General features: G+C 37.2%; 9 protein-coding genes. All 9 read left to right on the forward strand.

Annotation, left to right across the window (positions count from 1 at the left end; genetic code table 11):
• The first annotated feature begins 191 nt into the window (after positions 1–191).
• The 9 genes from E5355_RS07985 to E5355_RS08015 all read left to right on the forward strand — a co-directional run bounded on the left by E5355_RS07985 (position 192) and on the right by E5355_RS08015 (position 5,793).
• Positions 192–431: an NVEALA domain-containing protein gene (locus tag E5355_RS07985; protein WP_136009920.1), complete on the forward strand. Its 240-nt coding sequence runs from the start codon at positions 192–194 to the stop codon at positions 429–431.
• Between the two features lie 107 nt (positions 432–538).
• Positions 539–1,579, forward strand: a complete 1,041-nt coding sequence (locus E5355_RS07990; RefSeq protein ID WP_136009921.1) for a BF3164 family lipoprotein — start codon at positions 539–541, stop codon at positions 1,577–1,579.
• A gap of 51 nt (positions 1,580–1,630) precedes the next feature.
• Complete coding sequence (locus E5355_RS07995; protein WP_136009922.1) at positions 1,631–2,227, forward strand: hypothetical protein; 597 nt, start codon at positions 1,631–1,633, stop codon at positions 2,225–2,227.
• A 24-nt stretch (positions 2,228–2,251) separates the two neighbouring features.
• On the forward strand, positions 2,252–2,650 hold the full coding sequence (locus tag E5355_RS08000; protein WP_168354295.1) for a hypothetical protein: 399 nt from the start codon (positions 2,252–2,254) through the stop codon (positions 2,648–2,650).
• A 58-nt stretch (positions 2,651–2,708) separates the two neighbouring features.
• Positions 2,709–2,846 (forward strand): hypothetical protein, encoded by a 138-nt coding sequence (locus E5355_RS19385; protein WP_168354296.1) that lies wholly within the window; start codon positions 2,709–2,711, stop codon positions 2,844–2,846.
• Between the two features lie 178 nt (positions 2,847–3,024).
• The gene (locus E5355_RS08005) at positions 3,025–3,963 is read left to right on the forward strand and encodes a 6-bladed beta-propeller (protein ID WP_246866910.1); all 939 of its coding nucleotides are present in this window, start codon (positions 3,025–3,027) and stop codon (positions 3,961–3,963) included.
• A gap of 222 nt (positions 3,964–4,185) precedes the next feature.
• Entirely contained in the window at positions 4,186–4,932 is a 747-nt protein-coding gene (locus E5355_RS08010) for a DUF1573 domain-containing protein (RefSeq protein ID WP_328515057.1), read from the forward strand.
• A 14-nt stretch (positions 4,933–4,946) separates the two neighbouring features.
• A complete protein-coding gene (locus E5355_RS19390) occupies positions 4,947–5,105 on the forward strand; it encodes a hypothetical protein (RefSeq protein ID WP_168354297.1) in 159 nt (52 codons plus the stop codon).
• Positions 5,106–5,562: 457 nt separating this feature from the next.
• Positions 5,563–5,793 carry an NVEALA domain-containing protein gene (locus tag E5355_RS08015; RefSeq protein WP_136009926.1) on the forward strand — a complete coding sequence of 77 codons (231 nt, stop codon included), beginning with the start codon at positions 5,563–5,565 and terminating at the stop codon, positions 5,791–5,793.
• Positions 5,794–6,000 lie beyond the last annotated feature (207 nt).

Below are 6,000 nucleotides of genomic sequence, written 5' to 3' on the forward strand. Positions count from 1 at the left end.
AAGGGCTGGAGAGGAGCGGACGGCTAACGTTTTTTGACACTTTACGCACCCGCCCGTTCCGTAACCCATCCTGGAAAGGAGGTCTCGGCAAAGATAACGATTTAAATTGAACGGGCAATATGTTTGCCTTTCCGTTGAAAGGATAGATACGGAATAGAATAATTGAAATCTAAAAATCAAAAGAAATAACAATGAAGAAAATAATTAAAATTGCTTTTGTTGCAGCCTTTGCAGCAGTGACGGGATATGGAGTTTATACGAATCAGAGAACAGAAACAATGTCGGATTTGATGTTGGCTAATGTGGAGGCATTGGCAACTCCAGAACAGCCCAATACTAACGATTGTATTTCTGACCCCAATTATGATTGTGAAGCTTTGCATCCTACAGATCCTTCACAAGACAAGCGAGGAGATAATGCTAGGTGGTAAATAATTTGGACAAAATGTGTCGAATTTATTCTATTGTTAGCAAGTAAATTTTAAATATATTGGCTGATTATGTGATAAATTTGACACACTATCATAAAAGTGAGAAGATGAATAATAAGTTGTTTTTGATGGCTTTATCAGTAGTTTTTTGCATATCTTGTAAACAAACTAATGTGAATATTGATGCTTTTAATCAAGTTATTGAGGTCAGTACGTTGGATAGTATCTATTCTGATGAAGAAGATGAATTGGGTGTAATAACTGATATTGGTATTTATGATGGAATACTAATTGCAAAACATATGCATGATGAGTACAACTTTTCATTAATAGATTTAGCGAGTGGTAAACTGCTACAAAGATGGGGGCGGAAAGGAAATGGTTCGGATGAGTATCTCGATTTTGGAAGTAACTTTGTTATACAAGACTCCTTGCTTGTTTTTAGTGAACGTATGAAAAAGAAGATACACTATGTTTCAATTCCAAATGTCTTGAAGAATAGTGATTCTGTAGATGTAGCGCAGGCGTTTTATCCCTATACGGTAGACTTTCGTCCTACACGCTTTTGTTTTCTAGATACTTATAAGCTTGCTGTAGGTTCGTTTAAGGAAGGGCGTTTCGGTGTTCTGGATTCGAATGACAGTATTATGGATTTTGCTTCTGGTTATCCATTTGGATATGAAGAAATAGAAGGAATATATCGAGGAAATGTTTTTCAGAGTGATATAAAGTCGAATAATAAGCAACGTAAATTTGTGATATCGACGTTTGCTTCGGATGTATTTGAGATTTATCAACTTTCAGACAATTGCGTTCATAGAACATTTGTGAGTCCGTATGCAAATATACCTCAAATAAAGCAAAAGGGAGGACGATTCACTGTTGATTATGATAAAAGCATAGCAGGTTTAATGAAAATGGCAGTTTCGGATGATTTGATTTGTTTCACTTATTCTTCGTTAAGTTATACGGAAGCGGCTGCGATGGATATGGCATCAAGAGAAATACTTTGTTTCAATTGGAAGGGTGAAAAAGTGAAGAAATATATCTTGCCATTTCCTATCAGTAATTTAAGCATAGATGAGCATTATATTTATGTTGTTCGCTATCAGAATGACAGAACGATTGTCTATCGTTTTAGTTTATGATGAGATTAATCTGGGAATAGGAATAAAAGGGATAATTGATATTGCTAGGTTATGAAATATGCTATAATTATAATGTTCTTGTTTACTTCTTGCATCCTGCCGAAGGAATCAAGCGAAATGAAGGAGTGGCTACCTTCTGACTCGTTGAACGTGGAAATAGGTAGCCCTACATTGATAAAAAAGGCAGGAGACTTGCTATTTGTAAACTATTCGTTTACTGACGGCTGTAATATAGATGCTGTTGATATAGCCAATGACTCTATATTGTATTCTTTTGCAACCAAGGGGCAGGGAGCGGATGAATTTCTTCAAATAGCGAGTATGGATGTGTATCGTTTGGATGACAAATGGTTTTTATCGCTGTTTGACAATATGAAGCGTGAATACATGGTTTATTCCGTTGATAGCCTGAACCATTATAAAGGTAAATGCCCACCGATAAAAAGAATGAAGTTACCCGCAACTTCCCGCTATTTGGAGATTTACAAATTGCAGGATTTTTATATTGCAACAGGACGGACTGCACATAAATATACTATTTTAGGTTCAGACAGTCTGCAACGTATAAATGTCTGTACAGATTATCAGAGAGGAAATGAAGTTGACAAGGATTCAATGACCGTATCTAAGGCAAATTATGGAAGGTAGTATCCTTCTGCCACAGGAGACAAGATGTTGAGCGTTGTATATATGTCTGGAACCTTAGCACAATATCAAACTGTTGCAGACTCTGTACGAAAGGTCTGGGAATATACATCTTCCGGTTTCAAGTATACAAAGGAGAATAATTCTATATATCAGCAAAGTCCTATGGGATATATGGCTGCCGGTTTTATGGGAGATTCGGTAGTAGGGTTATATTTCGGCAAAAAGAAAGGTTCGGCATTTAACTATGGAAGAGAATTTCACTTATTGAATCAGGAAGGGCTGTTGTTGGAAAGATATCGCATTTTCTCTAATCTGTATAATTTTTGTATTGATTCGGAAAATAATTTGATATATGGTATTGCATATAATCCGGACCCGAAAATTTTGATTTATGACATGAATATTGTAGAGAGGAAGCAATGAAAGCTACTTTTGTTGCAGTGGCGTATATGGTGTTTATACGAGTCAGAAAGCAGAAACAATGTCGGATTTGATGTTGGCTAATGTGGAGGCGGCTGGTGGAGAAGGTGATGTAAATCCGATGTGTCCTAATGGATGCCTTAGCGATAGTGATGGATGTCTCTGTCACTATTGGTTCCCTACCTATAGAGAAGCGTAATTGAATTGTTTGTTAATAGTGAAGACTTTCTGTTAAAGCAGAGTCTTCACTATTTCAATTTGACGAATTGAAGGATGTTAATTGTTGTATCAAAAAGGAGTATGAAATGAAATGTATAAGAGAACTATTATTTGTGTTATTGTCTTTTATAATAGGAAGCTGTACGCATAATTCGGATATGGAGAAATATCAACAAAAACGTGACGATGTGGTTGATGTGCATGCTTTGATAAAAGAAATACCAATAGACGATGTGTTGATAGGCTCAATAGCACGTCCTTTTTTGTTGGGCGATTATTTAATTATTGGTGACTATAAATCTTCGGATAAGTTGATACATATATTTGATAAAAATGATTTTAGTTATTTGGCCAGTACGGCTTATGTAGGTCAGGGACCGAATGAAATAACAGTGATGGGGCATATTGGTATAGATGAAGAAAGACATTGTTTTTATGTGTCAGACCATGGCAAACAAAAAATATATAGTTATGATATTGATAGTGTTTTTGCCAATTCGGATTATGTTCCTACTGTAAAGACTGAAATGAACATGACTCGATTTCCCGATAAATATCAATATATAAATGATACATTATCTTATGCATTGATGATAGAACCGACTAGTACCTCTACATTTAATCAATCTGTTGCCAAGTGGAATATGCGCTCTGGAACATTTGAACCGATGCCATATCAGCATCCGGATATAACGAAAAAAAGAATCAGTTTTGCCGTGTCACAGGAGAATGATGTATATGTAGAATGCTATACTTTCCATGATTTGATGTCTATATGTAAGTTGGATGGCAGCTTAAAATGCAATGTTTATGGTCCGTCATGGGATAAGAAAGAATCTAAGAAAATCCATCATTATGGAAATGTGATGTTTTGCAAGGATAAGATTGTAGCTGCTTATTCAGGGGGAGATAACAAGTCAAAGGCATATAATCCTACTCGTTTCTTTGTGTTTGGTTTAAATGGTGATTATTTGAAAACCTTAGATGTAGGCTTTCAAATAGTAAGTTTTTGTTATGATAAGGATTGTGATAGAATTATTATGAATCTGGACGACGAAATTCAGTTTGGTTATTTGGATTTGGATAAGATTATTTAATGTTCTGATATCTTGTGTAATGAAAAAATATGCTTTGTAGCTTAGTGTGTCTTATACGTGAAAAAGGGTGAATATAATTATTGTTTTACGGTTATGGGTTTTAAAAATTTGGTGAGTATATTTCTTCTTTTTTTTCTGATTTCTTGTGGAAATCAGGAAAAAAAGGATGTTGGAATTTTATTACAGGCATGGAGCGGAAAAGAAATACAGTTTCCTGAGGATTTGACATTTACAGTGAAGGGTGCGGATACCGTGGACTTTTCTGTGTCTGGGAAATATAAAATCCTTACTTATGTGGATTCTATCGGTTGTGTCAGTTGTAAGCTGCAACTGGGCAGATGGAAAGCTTTGATGAAAGAGTTGGGTGAGGCGGAAGGAAATCCTGTAAAATTCCTGTTTTTCTTTTCTCCCGAAAAAAGAAGGGATTTCCTGGGAACATTAAAGTCAGAGGATTTCGTCTATCCGGTTTGCCTTGATGAGGAGGACAGGTTGAACAAATTGAATCACTTTTCTTCGGAAATGGCTTTCCAGACATTTCTGTTGGATAGCGACAATAGAGTGCTTGCCGTTGGTAACCCTATCCATAACCCTAAGGTAAAAGAACTGTACCTAAGGATTATTCAAGGTGAACAGATTAGCCAAGGGAAGGAAAGCAAGCAGATAATGACCGAGGTCGTTGCAGACAAGAGTTCTGTGTCCCTGGCCAGTTTCGACTGGCATAAGGAGCAAAAGGCAACCTTCACTTTGAAGAATACAGGCGGCAGCCCTTTGGTGATACAGGATGTCACCACCTCTTGCGGTTGCACCACCGTATCCTATTCCAAGGAACCTGCCCAGCCGGGCAAGGAGATAACACTGGAGGTGGTCTATAAGGCGGAGCATCCGGAACACTTCTCCAAGACCGTCACCGTGTATTGCAATACGGCCTCCTCGCCGATACGGCTGTCCCTGTCGGGAGATGCAAAATAACAATGAGACTGACTATGGATATAAGAAGAACTTTCCGCTTTTTTCCGGCATGCGCATTCCTTGTTGTGCTGTGCTTGCAGTCGTGCCGCCGGGATGCTGCGCTGGAGCGTGCCCTTGCCTTTGCCGGCGACAACCGCCGTGAACTGGAAGGCGTGCTGCTTCCCTACTCATAATCTTATAATTTCTTATATTCCTTATTTTCCTCGAATATAAGACATTGTAAGACCGGAAATTTGGATATGACTTTTGTTTTCGATTAACTTTACTCCATCATTCAAAACAAATAATAAATGTGGAAAACATAGAGGCTTTGGCATCAGTGAGGGGCACGTAAATATCAGTTGTTTTGGCTTCGGTTCCGTGGATTGTCCGAGTTCCCATGTGAAAGTGTATTTAGTACAAGAAGGAGGTTATTAGGAAAAAAGGAATATGAATATAAAAAGGGCTGGAGAGGAGCGGACGGTAGACGTTTTTTGACACTTTACGAACCCGTCCGTTCCGTACCCACCCCGGAAAGGAGGTCTCGGCAAAGATAACGATTTAAATTGAACGGGCAATATGTTTGCCTTTCCGTTGAAAGGATAGATACAGAATAGAATAATTGAAATCTAAAAATTAAAAGAAATAACAATGAAAAAAATAATGAAAGCTGCATTTGTTGCAGCCTTTGCAGTAGTTGCCGGGTATGGCATTTATTCTAATCAGAAAGCAGATAATATGTCGGATTTGATGCTGGCTAATGTGGAAGCATTGGCTGATTATGAAGTTAATCCAGATTGCCCAAATGGATGTACTAGTAGTACTTCATATTGCCGTTGTTTTCAGATATATCCCAATATGAGAGAGGTGCATTGGCAGTAAGAATATGAAAAAATACATTATTATTGCAGATTTGTAAAAAAGCATAATACTATTTGTTGGAAATAAGCTCAGAGGTGTATCTCTATAATGTACCTCTGAGTTTATCTTCCTGATGAATTCTTGTGCAATTTAATATACTGTTAATATGAAAAATCATTACTGTCCCGTAAAAGTGGATAAATAGTTCTTTGAAATAATTGAAATATA

Origin of the sequence: Bacteroides muris (ex Afrizal et al. 2022), assembly GCF_004793475.1 — a bacterium.
Lineage (GTDB): Bacteria > Bacteroidota > Bacteroidia > Bacteroidales > Bacteroidaceae > Bacteroides > Bacteroides muris.

Excerpts from the sequence above, each read along its gene's own strand:
- E5355_RS07985 (WP_136009920.1), top strand. The coding sequence starts at position 192 with ATGAAGAAAATAATTAAAATTGCTTTTGTTGCAGCCTTTGCAGCAGTG.
- E5355_RS07990 (WP_136009921.1), top strand. The coding sequence starts at position 539 with ATGAATAATAAGTTGTTTTTGATGGCTTTATCAGTAGTTTTTTGCATA.
- E5355_RS07995 (WP_136009922.1), top strand. The coding sequence starts at position 1,631 with ATGAAATATGCTATAATTATAATGTTCTTGTTTACTTCTTGCATCCTG.
- E5355_RS08000 (WP_168354295.1), top strand. The coding sequence starts at position 2,252 with ATGTTGAGCGTTGTATATATGTCTGGAACCTTAGCACAATATCAAACT.
- E5355_RS19385 (WP_168354296.1), top strand. The coding sequence starts at position 2,709 with ATGTCGGATTTGATGTTGGCTAATGTGGAGGCGGCTGGTGGAGAAGGT.
- E5355_RS08005 (WP_246866910.1), top strand. The coding sequence starts at position 3,025 with ATGGAGAAATATCAACAAAAACGTGACGATGTGGTTGATGTGCATGCT.
- E5355_RS19390 (WP_168354297.1), top strand. The coding sequence starts at position 4,947 with ATGGATATAAGAAGAACTTTCCGCTTTTTTCCGGCATGCGCATTCCTT.
- E5355_RS08015 (WP_136009926.1), top strand. The coding sequence starts at position 5,563 with ATGAAAAAAATAATGAAAGCTGCATTTGTTGCAGCCTTTGCAGTAGTT.